Annotated in this window: 11 protein-coding genes and 1 pseudogene; 2 read left to right on the top strand and 10 right to left on the bottom strand. The window is 63.9% G+C overall.

The genetic code is table 11. The features are described 5' to 3' along the window. Positions 1-35: 35 nt before the first annotated feature. The 8 genes and pseudogenes from AWB80_RS01855 to AWB80_RS01820 form a co-directional block, all read right to left on the bottom strand. Positions 36-518: a hypothetical protein gene (locus tag AWB80_RS01855; RefSeq protein ID WP_061172919.1), complete on the bottom strand. Its 483-nt coding sequence runs from the start codon at positions 516-518 to the stop codon at positions 36-38. 138 nt (positions 519-656) lie between these two features. Beyond that, positions 657-2,165: a DegQ family serine endoprotease gene (locus AWB80_RS01850; RefSeq protein WP_061172918.1), complete on the bottom strand. Its 1,509-nt coding sequence runs from the start codon at positions 2,163-2,165 to the stop codon at positions 657-659. Positions 2,166-2,374: 209 nt separating this feature from the next. After that, entirely contained in the window at positions 2,375-3,307 is a 933-nt protein-coding gene (locus tag AWB80_RS01845) for a YadA family autotransporter adhesin (protein ID WP_143327946.1), read from the bottom strand. Between the two features lie 11 nt (positions 3,308-3,318). After that, positions 3,319-4,692 (bottom strand): hypothetical protein, encoded by a 1,374-nt coding sequence (locus tag AWB80_RS01840; protein ID WP_143327945.1) that lies wholly within the window; start codon positions 4,690-4,692, stop codon positions 3,319-3,321. A gap of 425 nt (positions 4,693-5,117) precedes the next feature. Continuing rightward, positions 5,118-5,471: pseudogene (locus tag AWB80_RS42910) on the bottom strand (histidine kinase dimerization/phospho-acceptor domain-containing protein); the annotation flags it as partial. A 112-nt stretch (positions 5,472-5,583) separates the two neighbouring features. Then, entirely contained in the window at positions 5,584-10,503 is a 4,920-nt protein-coding gene (locus AWB80_RS01830; RefSeq protein WP_061172915.1) for an ESPR-type extended signal peptide-containing protein, read from the bottom strand. A 659-nt stretch (positions 10,504-11,162) separates the two neighbouring features. Beyond that, the gene (locus AWB80_RS01825) at positions 11,163-12,464 is read right to left on the bottom strand and encodes an ATP-binding protein (protein WP_061172914.1); all 1,302 of its coding nucleotides are present in this window, start codon (positions 12,462-12,464) and stop codon (positions 11,163-11,165) included. After that, positions 12,464-13,126 (bottom strand): response regulator, encoded by a 663-nt coding sequence (locus AWB80_RS01820; RefSeq protein WP_061172913.1) that lies wholly within the window; start codon positions 13,124-13,126, stop codon positions 12,464-12,466. Before AWB80_RS01820 ends, AWB80_RS01825 begins: the two co-directional genes overlap by 1 nt. A gap of 249 nt (positions 13,127-13,375) precedes the next feature. On the opposite strand from AWB80_RS01820, the gene dacB reads away from it, so the two are divergent. Next, positions 13,376-14,983, top strand: a complete 1,608-nt coding sequence (dacB, locus tag AWB80_RS01815; protein ID WP_061172912.1) for a D-alanyl-D-alanine carboxypeptidase/D-alanyl-D-alanine endopeptidase — start codon at positions 13,376-13,378, stop codon at positions 14,981-14,983. 232 nt (positions 14,984-15,215) lie between these two features. Continuing rightward, positions 15,216-16,325 carry an SGNH/GDSL hydrolase family protein gene (locus tag AWB80_RS01810; protein ID WP_061172911.1) on the top strand — a complete coding sequence of 370 codons (1,110 nt, stop codon included), beginning with the start codon at positions 15,216-15,218 and terminating at the stop codon, positions 16,323-16,325. Between the two features lie 61 nt (positions 16,326-16,386). On the opposite strand, the gene AWB80_RS01805 is transcribed toward AWB80_RS01810, so the two are convergent. Both AWB80_RS01805 and AWB80_RS01800 read right to left on the bottom strand, forming a co-directional pair. Beyond that, positions 16,387-16,653, bottom strand: coding sequence for a type II toxin-antitoxin system RelE/ParE family toxin (locus AWB80_RS01805; RefSeq protein ID WP_061173093.1), 267 nt, complete (start codon positions 16,651-16,653; stop codon positions 16,387-16,389). Positions 16,654-16,658: 5 nt separating this feature from the next. Next, positions 16,659-16,880, bottom strand: coding sequence for a TA system antitoxin ParD family protein (locus tag AWB80_RS01800; protein WP_061172910.1), 222 nt, complete (start codon positions 16,878-16,880; stop codon positions 16,659-16,661). Positions 16,881-16,886: the final 6 nt, after the last annotated feature.

Genomic DNA, 16,886 nt, shown 5'->3' with positions numbered 1-16,886 from the left:
GATGCCTCGGACGCTTCTTCCTTGGACGCGCGCGCCTACTGAATGTTCCAGTGGAACGCCGCCTTGGCCTTGCCCGGACCCGCGACGCTCACCGCCTGTTTCTTTTCCTGATCCTTGTACTTCGCATAGACGGTGTAGCTGCCCGGCGGCAGCTTGACGAGCATGTACGGTCCCATCGACTCGGCGGACAGCGCCTCGCCGCCCTTGCCGTCGACGATGCGCACGTGCACGCCCGAGAGGTAATCCGCGGTCGGCCCCGTGAAGCGCAGCGACAGCGGCCAGTGCGCCTGTTCGCGCAACAAAGCGCGCGATTCGTCGAGTCCCACGCCGCCCGAGGTCCAGGAGACGTCGCCCTGCTGCTGGATCTGCGGCAGGCCGCCGCCGTTGGTGTTGCCGGCGCTCGACATATCGCCGGTCGTGCCGCCCGAGGCTTGCGCCCAGGCGCCGCCCGCCATGCCCGCGCTCAGCGCCGCAACGAGAAGTGCGCTCGCCAGCTTGCCCGTGGTTCTGCTCGTCATGTTTCCGCTCCTTTGTCCGATGCCGCCCGGCCGGAAAGCGCCGGCGGCGTCACGCCCGATGCGTCGGCTTCACGCGATGGGGCACCAGCGAACCGTAGAGCATGGTTCGTGCCCGCATCGCGCGGGCCGGCGCGCGCGTCAGCCGAGATCGACTGGCACGAAGATCTGCGCGTCGTCGCGCTGGATCAGGAGCGCGATGCTGTCGCCGGCGCGCTGGACCATCGACTTCAACTGCTGCACCGACGTCACCGGCTGGCCGTTCACAGCGAGAATCACATCGCCCGGCTGGATGCCCGCGCTCGCCGCCGCGCCGTTCGACTGCTGCACGAGCAGACCGCGCGAGAGCGAATCGTTCTGCTTCTCTTCCGGCGAGAGCGGACGTACCGCGACGCCGAGACGCGCATCTTGCGCCGATGCGTTGTCGTCGCCGTTCGGGTTCGCGCTCGCGGTCTTCGCGTCCTTCAGCGCGCCGATGGTCACGCTGAGATCCTTCGAACCCTTGTCGCGCCACACCGTCACCTTCGCCGAGCTGCCCGGCGACAGACCCGCGACCTGCGACGGCAGCGAGGTCGAATCCGTCACCGGCGCGCCGTTCAGCGCCGTGATGACGTCGCCCGGCTGGAGGCCCGCCTTCGCGGCGGGACCGCCCGGCTCGATCGAACTCACGAGCGCGCCCTGCGGCGACTTCATGCCGAACGAGTTGGCGAGCGTCTGGTTCATGCCCTGCACCGTCACGCCGAGACGGCCGCGATCCACGTGACCCGTCTTGATGATGGCGTCCTTGACCTTGATCGCTTCATTGATCGGGATAGCGAACGAAAGCCCCTGAAAGCCGCCCGTCTGCGAATAGATCATCGAGTTGATGCCGATCACTTCGCCTTGCAGATTGAAGAGCGGGCCGCCCGAGTTGCCCGGATTCACCGGCACGTCGGTCTGAATGAACGGCGTGTAGTTTTCGTTCGGCAGCGCGCGCGACTTCGCGCTGATGATGCCCGAGGTCACCGTGTTGTCGAAACCGTATGGCGAGCCGATCGCGACGACCCATTGACCGACCTTGCTGCCGTTGGGATCGCCGATCTTCACGGTCGGCAGGTTCTTCGCGTCGATCTTGAGCACGGCGACGTCCGATTGCTTGTCCGCGCCGATGACCTTCGCGCGATATTCACGCTTGTCCGTGAGCTTCACGGTGACGACATTGGCGTTGTCCACGACGTGCGCGTTGGTGAGCACGTAACCATCGCTGCTGACGATGAAGCCCGAACCAAGGCCTTCGCTCGGCCGGTCGGCGCCCGGGCCGCCATTGCCGCCGCCGCCGAAGCCGGGCATGCCGCCGAAGCGCTTGAAGAACTGATATAAGGGATCGTCGGGGTCCATCGGCACCTGGGTCGCGCCACGGCGATTCGACGTCTCCTTGACGACGTGCTTCGCGCTGATGTTCACAACGGCCGGACCATAGGTTTCGACGAGACCGGAGAAATCGGGAATGCCGGTTTTTGCCGCGGCTTCGGCGGGCATCAACGCCGCCGCGGACGCGGGCGCGATGACCTGCGGCGCCGGGACATTGTTGTGCCCGGCCACGTAGCCCGCCGACAAGGCAACTGCAACAGCCACTGCGACGGCGCTGCGGGTGAGGATCTTCGCTTTCATCGTGTGCTCCTGACGAGGGGATGCGCTCTTGAGGAGCGCGCTTTATCGATGAAAGGACTTTACGGGGCGCCGCTTAAAGCTCACTTAAATGGCCGCACCCATGAAAGAGTGCGGCTATCCACGATGGACAGTCGCCCTGCGTGCTGCTTACATTTTTTCTGGCGGCCAGACCGCGCCGCCAGATTCGTCTCGCTTACGAAGCCACGTACTCAGAACTCGTAGCCGACCTGAGCACGCACGCCGGTGTCACCGCTCGGGGTGATCGACGCCGCGCCGTTCACGAGCCAACTGTTGTCGCGCGAGCGATACGTCGCGCCGAGGCCGACTGCCGTGTAGCCCTTGTAGTTGCCCACGCCTGCTGCAACCACCGTCTTGCCCGGCTGGCTCGGCGTCATGTTCGGCATGGACATGGCGGCGGCGACACCCGCGAACGCGCCGCGCGCCACCGAATTTACGCTGCTCTGAACCGCGTTCAACTGGTTCATGTTGGCGGCGTCGGTGCCGTTGATGCCAGGCGCCACGTTTGTCAGGCGGCGCTCGTTGCCAGCGGAGCCGATCGAAACGGTATGGTTTTCCTCAGCCACCGAACTGTCGCCAAGCGCAACCGAGCTGGCACCCGATGCAACCGCGCCGTTGCCGATCGCGGTCGAATGGTCGCCGGACGCGATGGCCGGTGCGTCGTGAGCTTGCGACGCCATCAGTTCGTCGCCGGTGCTCTGTATGTTCACGACGCGCTGCCTGAGCAACGAGACTTCCTGATCCGTCGCGTACAACTGTGAGCCGTTCACGGCATCCGTGCTGTCCGCGCTCAGCGTACCTGCCGCCACGCCCGTCACCTTTCGCGCCCCTTGCGTGCCCGTCATGTCGACCACCGTTCCGTCTGCGTTCTTCGCGACAGTGACCGTGCGCGTCGTCTGATCCTGCTGCACCAGACCGATCGAGCCACTGTTGATCTGATTGTTGATGTCAGCAATATCCGATGCGTTCTTCTGAATCTGCGTCGAGTGGTTGGCGACGTCAGTCGTCAGGTTCGCGATATCGGCCGTGTTCTGCGCGACATTCGAGTTGAGATTCGAGATTGCATTCGTGTTTTGCGTCACACGGGTATCGAGGTTGGAAACCGCGTCACCAACGGTGTTCACGATCTGATCATTCACGCTGAGGCCGGCTGCGTGATGGAGCCATCGCTGTTCACTGTCGAGCCGCCGCCGAGCGAGGAAGCCGTCGAACTGGAAAGCGCATGCAGTTGTGAGCCGTTGACCGCCTGCTGACTCGTGCTCGTCACCGCGCCGTTGGCCACGCCTTCCAGAACGCGCGCACCCGCGAGACCGGCAAAGTTGACGAAGCTCCCGTCAGTGTTCGCTCCCACGCTGATATTGCGCGAAACCGAGTCTTGCCGCACCAGACCGATTCCGCCGTTATTGATCTGCTGGTCCAGATTGGCGATGTCGCTCGAATTCTGCGTGGTGCGGCCGTCGATGTTCGAAATCGCGTCGCCGACGTTGTTCACCGGCGAGGTCGAGCCGTCCGCGTTGTGAATGACGTACGTCGGCGCCGTGATCGAGCCGTCCGGGTTCACCGCCGAGTCGCCTCCCATTGCGAATGCCGTAGAGTCAGCCAGCGCGTACAGCTGCGAGCCATTCACTGCCTGCCTGCTCGCCGGACTCACCACGCCGCTAGCCACGCCGTCGAGCACGCGTGCGCCCGCCGTGCCAGCGAAGTCCGCCGTCGTGCCGTCGGTGTTCTTCGCCACCGTGATGTTCTTCGTCGTCTGATCTTGCTGAACCAGACCGGTCGTGCCGCTGTTGATCTGGTTCGTGATGTCGTCGATCAACGTGGTGTTGCCTGCCACCGACATGTCGAGGGCGCCGAGAGCGGCATCGACCTTGCTGAAGCCCGCGCCGACATCCGTCGCCGCACCGGCCGTGCCAGCGATCTGATTCGCCTTCGCAAGCGCGTAAGAAGGCGCTGCAACGTTGCCGGTCGACCCATTGAAGCTAGTGCCGAGCGCTGCGGCAGTAGTCGTGCCGGTCGCGTAGAGCTGAGATCCGTTGATTCCGTCCAGGCTGGTTGAAGAGAGGCTGCCGGGCGCAAGGCCGGTCATGGCTACATTGGAACCCGAGGCAGTCAAGGTGAGAAGGTTGTTAGTCAACGACCCCGCATTGTCGAGGTAAAACGTCGCCTGGCCGGAAGTAAGCGCCAGGGCGGAACGGCCGGCGGGACTGCCACTATCCAGAACGGCATAGGGGCCGCTCAGGCCAGTCACCCAGCTCGAACAGCCGACGACGATCGAACCGGCCGATGAGAGGGTATGCGTACCGCCTGCATCATTCAGACAGACTACGCTCGCGGAGGCCGGCGCCGAAGCCATCAGAAGGATGCCAGAGGCCAGACCGGTGAGTGTTCCACATGCCGGAAAGGAACGGGAACGCCCGGATTTCGAACTCGATTTCCTCGTCGATTTGTCTGGTGCCGTAATTCCTGTGCCCGTGGCCTCATTCCAGTCACAGCAAAAAGTCTCATTCATATAAGTATTCCTAACTTTTTTATTAAGATCGGCGGAGGCGAGAAGCCAACGTCTTTTCTCGAGGGCTTTTTCTTGCGCTACTAATTTATCGCCTTGTGCCTCTTTGACTTCAAGCGATGAAAGAGAATTTCTAACAAACCATTGAAATAGCTAATCGGAATACTCCGAATTGAGACGGGGCGCAGTTTAGCAACGTGCACTCATTGATCTGCGATCCTAAGGGTATGAATGGCGGTCGTGCTGGCAGTGACTACGCAGACGAGTCCGCACGGGGCGACATCGGCTTCGCGGAAACCTGAGTCGCCGTTGGTGGGGACTTGCCGTGACCTGACGATGCGATGCCCTGCTGCACTTCAGGGGAAGTTCGAAAGCTGCGTGCGCTATATGCTGGTCGCGCAAGACTTGCGCCTCGACCTTCTTGCCGTCCGGCTCCGAACGCGCGAGCCCGAGCAGTTGTTCCGCGAGGCGCGTCGCGCGCGATGCCTTCGTGCAAGTCCTTGAGCGCCTCGCGGCGCGTGTCGTCGTCCTGCGCGCGCGACGAGTTGCGCCTGAATCTGCACGGCAGCGAGCGGCGTGCGCAGTTCGTGCGCGGCATCGGCGACGAAGGCCTTTTGCGTATCGAGCGCGGTAGACAGCCGCGACAGCAGCGCATTCAACGCGCACACGACCTGCCGCACTTCCTGCGGCAGACGTTGATCGGACAGCGGATCGAGCGCTTTGGGATGACGCGTATCGAGCGCGCGCGTCACGCGTTGCAAGGGCGCGAGCCAGCGTCCGATGCGCGCGCCGGGCGTAAAAAAGGGCGGTTGCCCGTTTCCGGACACCGCCCTTTCGACCCCGCGTTACTGCTGCGGCGCGTTTGCTGCCAACTGCCTTGTGAGGCTCGCGTGCTTAGAACTCGTAGCCGACTTGCGCACGGACGCCCGCATCGCCATGCGGCGTGAGCGACAGCGCGCCGTTCACCAGCCAGTGGCTGTTCTCCGACCGGTAGGTACCGCCGACACCCATTGCGGTATAGCCCTTGTAGTTCGCGACACCGGCCGCCACCAGCACCTTGCCCGGATCGCGCGGCGTCAGGTTCGGCATGGCCATTGCAGCCGCCACGCCCGAGTACGCTGCACGCGCCACTGAATTGACGCTGTTCTGAACCGAAGCCAACTGGTTCATGTTCGCCGCATCCGTGCCGCTGACGCCCGGCGCGACGTTCGTGATCCGGCGCTCGTTACCCTGCGAGCCGACCGACACCGTGTTGTCTTCGTTGGCTACCGAGCCGCTGCCGAGCGCCACCGAGTTCGCACCCGCTGCGATCGCACCATTGCCCTGCGCCGTCGAATCCACACCGCTCGCAACGGCCGGCGTGTCCGACTTATTCGATGCGATGGTGGAAGTCGCATTCGCGATGCTGCTCACTCGCTGGTTCGTCTGGTAGAGCTGCGAACCGTTCACCGCATCCACGCTATCGACCGACAGCGTGCCAGCAGCCACACCGGTCACGCTGCGTGCGCCTTGCGTGCCTGTTATATCGACCACCTTGCCGTCAGCGCTCTTCGCCACGGTGATGTTGTGCGTGGCCTGATTCTGCTGCACCACGCCGTCGCCGGCTGCATTGATCTGGTTGGTGATATTGGTGATATCGGACGTGTTCTTTTCGATCTGCGCCGTGTTGTTGATCACGTTGTGCGTCAGGTTCGAGATCTCCGTCGTGTTCTGCGTGACGTCCGTGTGCAGGTTCGCGATGTCCGACGTGTTCTGCGTCGTACGGGCATCGAGATTCGTCACCGCAGCGCCAACGTTGTTTACGGTCTGGCCATTGACGGTGTAAGTGGGCGCCGTGATGGAGCCATCACTGTTCACCGTCGAGCCGCCACCGAGCGACGAAGCCGTCGAGCTGGCGAGGGCGTGCAGTTGCGAGCCGTTCACCGCCTGCCTGCTCGTGGGCGTCACCGCACCATTGGCCACGCCTTCCAGAACGCGCGCACCCGCAGTACCCGTGACGTTCACGACGGTTCCGTCGGTGTTCCCCGCCACGTTGATGTTGCGCGTCGTCGCGTTCTGCTGCACCAGACCGATCGCACCGCTGTTGATCTGGTTGGAGATGTCGGTGATGTTGGTCGTGTTCTGCGTCGTGCGAGCGTCGATGCTGGTCACCGCGTCGCCTATGTTGCGCACCGTCGTGGTCGAGCCGTCGGCGTTGTGAATGTTGTAGGTCGGCGCCGTGATGGAGCCATCGCTGTTGACCGTCGAACCGCCACCCATCGCCGAAGCGGTCGAGGCAGACAGTGCGTAGAGTTGCGAGCCATTCACCGCCTGCTTGCTCGTGCTCGTCACCGCGCCGTTGGCCACGCCGTCCAGCACGCGTGCGCCCGGCGTGCCCGTGAAGTCGACCGTCGTTCCGTCGGTGTTCTTCGCCACGGTGATGTTGCGCGTCGTCGCGTCCTGTTGCACCAGGCCGATTTCACCGCTGTTGATCTGATTGCTGATGTTGTTGATCGACGTGGTGTTCTGCGCGACCTGCTGGTTCGTCGCGTAAAGCTGCGAACCGTTCACCGCATCCGTGCTGTTAGCAACCAGCGCGCCGGCCTTCACGTTGGTGAGTTGCACCGGCGTACCGGCGTTACCCAGCGTCACCTTGTCGTGCGCGGACGAGTCGTACATCACCGCATCGCTCATCTGACCGTTGAGGCTGGTGATGGACGTGTTCAGGCTGCTGATGTCGGTCGTGTTCTGCGTCACGCGCCCATCGAGGTTGTTGATCGACGTCGTGTTGCCGGCGATGTTCGTCGTGTTCTGCGCCACGTTGGCGTTGGTCGCGTTCAGTTGCGACATGTTTACCGCATCGGTACCAGCCACGCCAGCCGTCACGTTCTTCAGCGTACGGGTGTTGCCGTTCTTGTCGGCGAAATCCACCGCCGCGCCATCCGTGGCCTTGCCCACCGTCAGGTCAGCACCCGCAACAGCCTGCTGCACCAGACCGATCGCGCCGCTGCTGATCTGGGTATTGATGTTGTTGATCAACGTCGTGTTGCCGGCAATGTCGGTCGTGTTCTGCGCCACGTTGGCATTGGTCGCGTTCAGTTGCGACATGTTTACCGCATCGGTACCAGCCACGCCAGCCGTCACGTTCTTCAGCGTACGGGTGTTGCCGTTCTTGTCGGCGAAATCCACCGCCGCGCCATCCGTGGCCTTGCCCACCGTCAGGTCGGCACCCGCGACAGCCTGCTGCACCAGACCGATCGTGCCGCTGCTGATCTGGCTGCTGATGTTGTTGATCGACGTCGTGTTGCCGGCGATGTCGGTGGTGTTTTGCGCCACGTTGGCGTTGGTCGCGTTCAGCTGCGACATGTTCGCCGCGTCGGTGCCAGCCACGCCTGCCGTCACGTTCTTCAGCGTGCGGGTGTTGCCGTTCTTGTCGGCGAAATCCACCGCCGCACCGTCCGTGGCCTTGCCCACCGTCAGGTCTGCACCAGCGGCGGCCTGCTGCACCAGGCCGATCGAGCCGGTGCTGATCTGGCTGCTGATGTTGTTGATCGACGTCGTGTTGCCGGCAATGTCGGTCGTGTTTTGCGTCGCGCGAGCGTCGATGTTGGTCACCGCGTCGCCTACATTGCGCACCGTCGTGGTCGAGCCATCGGCGTTGTGAATGTTGTAGGTCGGCGCCGTGATGGAGCCCTCGCTGTTGACCGTCGAACCGCCGCCCATGGCCGAAGCCGTCGAGCCAGCCAGTGCGTAGAGTTGCGAGCCATTCACCGCCTGCTTGCTCGTGCTCGTCACCGCGCCGTTGGCCACGCCGTCCAGCACGCGTGCGCCCGGCGTGCCGGTGAAGTCGACCGTCGTACCGTCGGTGTTCTTCGCCACGGTGATATTGCGCGTCGTCGCGTCCTGCTGCACCAGACCGATCGCGCCGCTGCTGATCTGGGTATTGATGTTGTTGATCGACGTCGTGTTGCCGGCGATGTTCGTCGTGTTCTGCGCCACGTTGGAATTGGTCGTGTTCAGTTGCGACATGTTCACCGCATCGGTACCAGCCACGCCCGCCGTCACATTCTTCAGCGTGCGGGTGTTGCTGTTCTTGTCAGCGAAATCCACCGCCGCGCCATCCGTGGCCTTGCCCACCGTCAGGTCCGCACCCGCGGCAGCCTGCTGCACCAAGCCGATCGTGCCGTTGGTGATGTTGGTGATCGCCGTGGTATTGCCAGCCACGGACGTATTGAGCTTGCCCAGCGCCGCATCCACCTTGCCGAATCCGCCGCCCACATCGGTCGCCGCACCCGTGGTGCCGGCAATGCTGTTGGCGTTGGTCAATGCGTAGCTCGGCGCGGTGATCGAGCCGGTCGTGCTGTTATAGGCCGCACCACCGCCCAGCGCCGAAGCTGTCGTGAAACCGTTGCTATTGACCTTGGCATCTTCGGACTGCAACTGGCTGACGTTGACCGCATCGGTCGCGCTGCTGCCAGCGGCCGCATTGGTCAGGCGACGCTCCTTGCCTGCCGAACCCAGCGACACTTCGCCGTTCGCGGTCGAAGCCGTCCCCGACAGCGTGCCCGAACCCGGGTTGTAGCCTGCCTGGGTCAGGACGGTCGTGGTGGTCGAGCCCGCGCCCAGCGCCACGCTGTTGGCCGCGCTGGCGTTGGCGGAGGTGCCGAAGGCAGCCGAGTTGTTGCCACCAGCCGAGGCCAAGGTACCCACCGCCGTCGCAAAGGAACCGGCGCCTGCCGAACTCGCACCCATCGCCACGGCACGATTGCCGATGGTAGTTGCATTGACGCCAACGGCAGTTGACCCATTGCCGGTCGAATTCGCCTTCGAACCCAGGGCCGTGGAGAAATCGCCACCAGCACTGGTGCTGGCGCCAAGCGCCACGCTCTGACCGGCCGCGCTACCGGATGAGAAGGCGGAAGCGTGGGAGCCAATCGCCACCGTACCATTGCCGACCACATTTGCTAGCGTACCTATCGCAATCGCATCCGAAGACGCCGTGCTGGCGCCATTGCCCATAGCCGTGGCACGAATACCGGTGGCCGCGGCGCTCACACCTACTGCCACGGCACCGGCTGCGGCGCTCGCATCATCCGTGCCGTTATTCGCCCCACCCGCCTTAAAGTAACGGTTGGTGTTGGTGGCCTGCGTATTGATCTCGCCCAGTGCGGTATCAACCTTGGCGAACGCGCTGCCCACGTCAGCGGCCGCACCCGTGGTGCCGCCAATGCTGTTGGCGTTGGTGAGCGCATAGCTTGGGGCAACGATGGCGCCGTTGGCGCCGAGCGTGGTGCCCAGCGCGCTCGCCGCTGTGCTGGCGGTGTTATACAGCTCGCCGCCGTTGACGGCGTCGGCGCTGCCGGAACTCACGGTGCCTGCGGTAAGACTGGTGATCTTGTTGTTCGACAGACTCGTCGGACCATTCAGCGTGATGCCGTTCGGGCCGTACAGTGTGATGGTGCCGGCACCCGTGGTCGACGTCTGTCCGACCGCCATCCACGCATTGCTGCCCGACTGCGTGGAGGTACCGCTTTCCGACATGATGATCCCGTTCGCGCCAGCCGACGAGCAGCCCATGGGGTTGGAACCCAGCGCCCAATCACCCGCATTGGTGCCGTATGTGCTCGCGTACGAGGTGCTCGCGTTACCGTTGTTGCAGTTGGCGATCGTGCCCGCAAACGCTGCCGGCGCGATGACGAATCCGCCCGCGCCGAATACGATGGTCGCAGCCAGTCTTGCGACCTTGCCCTTCTTTGAACGACCCTTGGCTAATTCGGAAGCAACTACGAAGGTACCCGTTGCGACACTCCAGACAACGCGATAAGACTTATTCATGAAAATCAGCTAGTGAAAATGAGCAAAACCTGCCGGCACGGGAAACCAGCGCGCGCGACGGGCGAACAGGGCCAGGGGCAGAGATAAAGAGGGAGCCGAACTGATTAGTGCTGCGATAACACTTCTGCAATCAACAATCGCTTAGTTAGCTGACGAGAAATAGTTAATATTGTGTTGCAGCAAGTGAAATGTAGAAGAACGTGACCTGCGGAAACATAAGCCCATTCCTAAAAGAGCACGCAGCGCCTACTTTCGGGCTCAAAATCGAATTTGGTTTATAGACTTGCTTCGCACTCTGATATATGAGCCTGCTGAATATGATCAAGCGGCACGCGCTTACTGAGCCTGTGCGCTTGCGATCGCCGCGATGCCGCGTTCCAAGGGAATGCCCTTCAGAGCCTGTTCAATTCTTCGGCGCCGCGATTACGATGACCTACATGCCTGATTATGTGAAGTGACAGTGCGCCGTTCGAAGCTGTCGACAAGAAATAAGCGATGCCTGGCGCGAAAAAGGCGAAAACCGTGCTAGAAATGGAATGGCGCAGCGAGAGCGAAGAAGGGTTTCCGGCTCGACGGCGCGACCGTGCTGCGGGCTGAAACAATCAGCCCGGTCCGCAGTCAGGATTGGGGAACCTGGTGCGTCCGCATCGGGGCGCGGATCAGAATCGGACCGAAGCCTTCAGGCCGCCGGCCTGCGATTCACCGAGCGTCACCACCGCGCCATGCTGGTCCGCGATACGCCGCACGATCGCGAGTCCGAGGCCCGTGCCCGCGATATCGCTGCGCGCGCGATCCGCGCCCTCTCCCACGCGATAGAACCGGTCGAACACTCTTTCTCGTTCTTCTTGAGGTATGCCCGGACCGGTATCGGAGATTTCGACGAGCGCTCGCCCGTCTTTCACTTTCACGCCGACATCCACGCGTCCGCCGCGCGGCGTGTACTTCGTCGCGTTGTCGATGAGATTGTTGAACATCACGCGCAGCGAATCCGGATCGCCCTTGACGGCCGCGGGCTCGCTCGTCTCGATGCCGAGATCGACGCCGCGTTCCTGCGCGACCAGCACATAGCCGCGCACGCAGCTTTCGAGCAGCGCGTTCAGATCGACTTGCGTCTCGACCTTCTTGCCGTCCGGCTCCGAACGCGCGAGCGCGAGCAATTGTTCCGCGAGGCGCGTCGCGCGCGCGATGCCTTCATGCAAGTCCTTGAGCGCCTCGCGGCGCGTGCCGTCGTCCTGCGCGCGCGCGACGAGTTGCGCCTGAATCTGCACGGCGGCGAGCGGCGTGCGCAGTTCGTGCGCGGCATCGGCGACGAAGGCCTTTTGCGTATCGAGCGCGGTAGACAGCCGCGACAGCAGCGCATTCAACGCGCGCACGACCGGCCGCACTTCCTGCGGCAGACGTTGATCGGAGAGCGGATCGAGCGCTTCGGGATGACGCGTATCGAGCGCGCGCGTCACGCGCTGCAAGGGCGCGAGCCCGCGTCCGACGATCACCCAGATCGCCAGCCCGAGCAGCGGCAGAAGCAGCACGAGCGGCCACAGCGTGCGCCACGCGACGCCCGCCGCGACGCGATTGCGGATCGACAGCGGCTGCGCGAGCTGCACGACGTTATCGCCGACGATCGCGCTATACACGCGCCATTCGCCGCGCGGCGTCATTTCGGTGGAGAAGCCGAGTTCCGCATGCGGCGCGAGCGGCACGCGCGGATGCGAGTAGTACATCAGCACGCCGTTGCGATTCCAGATCTGGATCACGACGCCTTCGTCGCTCTCGCTGCGCGAACTGAGCACCGACGAAAACGGCTCCGACGGCAACGCCGCCGCGATCTGCTGCAACTGGTAATCGAAGAGTTCGTTGGCTTCGGCGAGCGCCTGCCGGTAGATGAGCCATCCGGCAAACCCCACGCCGACGATCACGAGCGCGAGCAGCCAGATCACCAGTTGCCGGCGAATCGACCGCATCAGGCGTCCTTCGCGACCATGTAGCCGAGACCACGCACGTTGCGGATGAGATCGGCGCCGAGCTTCTTTCTCAGCGAATGGATGTACACCTCGACGGTGTTGCTGCCGATTTCCTCGCCCCAGCCGTAGATCTTTTCTTCGAGCTGGCTTTTCGACAATACCGCGCCGGGCCGCGCCATCAGCGCTTCGAGCAGCGCGAACTCGCGCGCCGACAGCGACACGGGCGCGCCCGCGAGCGTCACCTGATGACCGACCGGATCGAGCGTCAGTTCGCCGTGCCGCACGAGCGACTCGCCGCGCCCCACGTGACGGCGGATCAACGCACGCATGCGCGCGCCGAGTTCATCGAGATCGAAGGGCTTGACGAGGTAATCGTCCGCGCCGGCATCGAGCCCTTTCACGCGATCCGCGATGGCGTCGCGCGCCGTCACGATCAGCACCGGCAGCGAGTTGGCGCGCGCGCGCAGTGTCTTCAGCACGTCCAGCCCGTCGCGTTTGGGCAGGCCGAGATCGAGCAGCATCAGGTCGTAAGGCTCGCCGCCGACCGCCGTCAGCGCGGCCTCGCCGTCCTGCACCCAGTCGACTGCGAAGCCGTCCGCGCGCAGCGCCTTGCGCACGCCTTCGGCGATCATCCGGTCATCTTCGACAAGCAGGATTCGCATGGCACATGTCTGTTCGTGGTTACTTGGGTTTCGGCCCATTGTAGCCGCGCGTGCCCGCCACAGGCTTAAACGGGACTTAACCGCGCGGAGCGTCCATTTTCAGAGGACAACGACGTGTCGCGCGCGCTTCGCTTGGCATTTGCCTGAAGGCGATTTTTCGCCCGTACGATTTCCGCAAGCCAGCTTGTCTACAATAGCGGCTTCTCGCGCGGCGCCGCCCGCATCCAGTCCCAAGAACAACGCTCGTCCATGCCGCTCGCTTTCCGCCCCGTATCCCGCCGTCTTGCTTCGTTCGCGCTCGCCGCAGCCCTCGCGTGCGCCGCGCTCGGCCATATCTCCGACGCCGATGCGCGCGGCGGCACGAAAGCCGAATCGCAGGCGCAGTCGCCGGAGCGCGCGGCAAAAGGCGGTGCGAAATCGAAGCGCGCGGCCAAAGGTGCAAAAGCCGAGCACGTCGCGAAGGCGAGCGTCCCCGCCGGCCCGCTGCCCCCGGCCGTGATGGCGGCGCTCGCGCGCGCGCACGTCCCGCTCGCGTCGATGAGCGTCGTCGTGCAGCGCGTCGGCGCGCCGCTGCCGCTCGTCTCGGTCAACGCGAACGAGCCGATGCTGCCCGCCTCGACGATGAAGCTCGTCACCACTTACGCGGGCCTCTCGATGCTCGGCCCCGACTATCGCTGGAAAACGACCGCGTACGCCGACGGCGAACCCGACGCGCAAGGCATCCTGCACGGTAATCTGTACATTCAGGGCACGGGCGATCCGAAGCTCGTGCCGGAAGAACTGATCGATCTCGTCGAGCAGATCCGCAAGAACGGCATCACGGGCATCGACGGCGCGCTCGTGCTCGACAAACGCTACTTCGACGCCTCCACGCGCGATCTGCCCGCCTTCGACAACGACGACACCGCGCCTTATAACGTCGGCCCGGACCCGCTGCTTTACGCGTTCAAATCGCTGTCCTTCACGTTGACGCCGAGTCCTGACGGGCAAGTGTCCATCGATGTCTTGCCGCAACTCGCGCAATTGCAGATCGACAACGAATTGCGCGTCACGCGCGGCGCGTGCACCGGCTCGCTGCAGGCGGCGTCGCCGAGCGTGGCGCAGACGCAGGGCGGCTTCGTGCAGGCGTCGTTCATCGGCGACTATCCGCTGCGCTGCGGCTCGCGCACCGTCAATGTCGCGGCGCTCGATCATTCGACTTTCTTCGCCGGCGGCTTCCTCGCGCTGTGGAAACAGGCGGGCGGCACGTTCCAGGGCGCCACGCGCGAAGGCCCGACGCCTTCGAATGCGCGGCTCGTCGGCACGCATCGCAGCCCGGTGCTGTCGGACGTCGTGCGCGACATCAACAAGTTCAGCAACAACGTGATGGCGCGCAACCTGTTCCTGACGATCGGCGCGGCGCAATCGAAGCCGCCTGCGACCACGGTGAAATCCGCCGCCGCAATCCAGGCGTTCCTGAAGCGCAGCGCCCTGCCGATGAGCGGCCTCACGCTCGACAACGGCTCCGGCCTTTCGCGCGACGAGCACATCTCCGCGGCCTCGCTCGCCGATCTGCTGATGGCGGCGAACGCGAGCCCGGTCGCGCAGGTCTTCGTCGAATCGCTGCCGATCGCGGGCGTCGACGGCACGATGCGCAACCGCCTCACCAACGCGGGCGCGCTCGGCAATGCGCACATCAAGACCGGCACGCTGCGCGACGTGCGCGCGATCGCGGGCTATGTCGGCGCGGCGAACGGCGAGAGCTACGTGGTCGTGAGCTTCATCAACCATCCGCGCGCCGAGGCCGCGCGCGGCGCGCACGATGCGCTGCTCGAATGGGTCTACGAAGGTGCGCGCAAGCCCGGCATGGCCGACTGAACGACGCGCTCGCAGGCACGCAGCGCGGGCGCGACCGAAGATTTCTTCTACGAAGTGACGCCCGGGAAGCCGCGCGCGGCGTGTACGCTGTCGGGCACGGCGTTCAGCCGGAAGCATCGCGTGTCGGGACGGGCACGCCGCATCGCTTAAACTCGCAGGTACGCGGCGTGAGACCGCAAGACGGTCAGCGCCGTAATCGAACTAGAAAACACCCAAGAGGGAGACGAGGTCCATGAACAAGCAACGCTCGACGCGCGCCGCACTGGTGCGCTTTGCTCAAGTCGCGACGGCCAGCGCGGCCTTTGCCCTGCTCGCCGCGTGCGGCGGCGGCGGTGACGACAACAACAATTCCACGCCGCCGGGCGGCGTCAAGCTGCAGGTGGTGTCGTTCGGCGACAGCCTGTCCGATGTCGGCACGTATGCGCCGGTCGCGGCGGCGAACTTCGGCGGTGGCCGTTTCACGACGAATCCGGGTCAGGTCTGGGTGCAGAACGTCGCGCAGTATTACGGCGATACACTGGCGCCCGCGATGACCGGCGGCTTCGGCGTGCCGCCCACCCCGCAAGGCGGTCTCGGCTACGCGCAGGGCGGCTCGCGCGTGACCAATCCGATCGGCATCGGCCATGCGACCACCGATCCCGCCAACTACACGCAGGCGCTGACGGTTCCGGTCGTCACGCAGGTGTCGAATTATCTGTCCGCGCACGGCAGTTTCAATGCGAATCAGCTCGTCATCATCAACGGCGGCGCGAACGATATTCTGTTCAACCTCACCGCGGTCCAGAGCGGCCAGATGACGCCAGCCGCGGCCACCGCCGCGATCGGCAAGGCGGCGATCGATCTGGCGGGCGTGATCGGCAAGGTCGTGCAGAGCGGCGCGACGCACGTGCTGGTGTCGAACGTGCCCGATATCGGCACGACGCCGCAGGGCATGATGAGCAACGCCCAGACGCGCGCACTGCTCTCGCAAGCGTCGCTCGGCTTCAATCAGGCGCTTGCGGCAGCGCTGACGCAAAGCGGGCTGATGTCGAAGGTCATTTACCTCGACATCGTTCCGCCGCTCGCCAATATCACGGCGAATTTCGCGCAGTTCGGCTTCACGGTGTCGAATACGGGCACGGGCTGCAATCTGCAGGCGATGGCCGCGGCGGCGCAGAAGTTTGGCGAACCGAATCCGCAGGCTTTCGCGACCTCGCTGTTCTGCTCGCCGCAGACGTTGACGGTTGCAGGCGCGGATCAGACGTACATGTACGCCGATACCGTGCACCCGACGACGCATCTGCATGCGCTCTATGCGCAGACGGCGGAGCAGACGATTGCGAAATCGGGGTTGGGGAAGTAAGGGACGACTAGCGGTTTGACGAGAGAAGCCGCCCGGCTACGGATCAGCCGGGCGGCGCTCGTTAACGCTTCAGATCGCGGTAGAAGTTCTCGTGTGAGCCGATGCTCAGAAGCACGATGGTCGACGCCGAGAACTGGTATGAGAGCAAGGTTTCCTGTTTGTTCAGCTTGAACTTGTGAACGAAGACACCTGCAAGATCCCCCTTCTTCGCGACGCCCACATCAGGCGCTGCGAGGATCTCACGCACTGCTTCATCGAGAACCTTTCTGTCGCGTGCATGCAGTTTCTTGGCTGCCCTCTCGAAGGTCGGTGTAGCGACAACTTTCATGGACATCACGAAGCAAACTGATAGTCCGAAACTTGACCCGCTTTGGCCTCCTCAACAGCGAGAAGCGTGTCCTTGATGAACTGAACGGGAAGTTCCGGGTTTTCTTCGACGGCCTTTCCGAGCCGTGCCCAGTGTTCGATCTGCTTCGGCACAGAGCGATGCATTGCCGCCGCGTGCGGTTTCGCGATTTCGACGAGTTCGTCGGAGAGTTTGAGTGCTACGGCCATGTCCAG

Origin of the sequence: Caballeronia pedi, from assembly GCF_001544915.2 — a bacterium.
GTDB lineage: Bacteria > Pseudomonadota > Gammaproteobacteria > Burkholderiales > Burkholderiaceae > Caballeronia > Caballeronia pedi.
The sequence above is the reverse complement of the archived record's forward strand: the minus strand, read 5'-3'. Positions and strand labels throughout refer to the sequence as shown.